Origin of the sequence: Paenibacillus sp. MZ04-78.2, from assembly GCF_024213375.1 — a bacterium.
Lineage (GTDB): Bacteria > Bacillota > Bacilli > Paenibacillales > NBRC-103111 > Paenibacillus_G.
Genome location: NZ_JANAVJ010000149.1, coordinates 1 through 413, shown reverse-complemented (window position 1 = coordinate 413; position 413 = coordinate 1). Strand labels below are relative to the sequence as shown.

Below are 413 nucleotides of genomic sequence, written 5' to 3'. Positions count from 1 at the left end.
AAGTTCCGATTGTACCCAACGCCTCAACAAGAACAACTGCTAGCAAAAACCTTCGGTTGCGTTCGTTTTATTTACAATAAAATGTTGGCTGAACGAAAGGAAACCTACGAGCAATTCAAGGATGATCCAGATGCGTTGAAGAAACAAAAGTTGCCTACGCCTGCAAAATATAAGAGTGAGCATCCTTGGCTAAAGGAAGTAGATAGCCTTGCGTTAGCAAACGCTCAGCTCCATCTGCAAAGGGCATACCAAAACTTCTTTTCCAGACGTGCTGAATTTCCGAAGTTCAAAAGCCGCAAAGCAAAGCAGTCCTATACAACGAATGTGGTCAACGGAAACATCATGCTCTTGGATGGCTGTATCAAATTACCGAAACTGAAACTTGTAAAAATGAAGCAGCATCGAGAAATTCC

1 protein-coding gene is annotated in these 413 nt (G+C 42.4%); it reads left to right on the top strand.

All coding sequences use genetic code 11. The features are described 5' to 3' along the window. Nucleotides 1-413: RNA-guided endonuclease TnpB family protein (locus tag NLX71_RS26455; RefSeq protein ID WP_254366783.1), on the top strand; the 413-nt coding region annotated here is incomplete at both ends.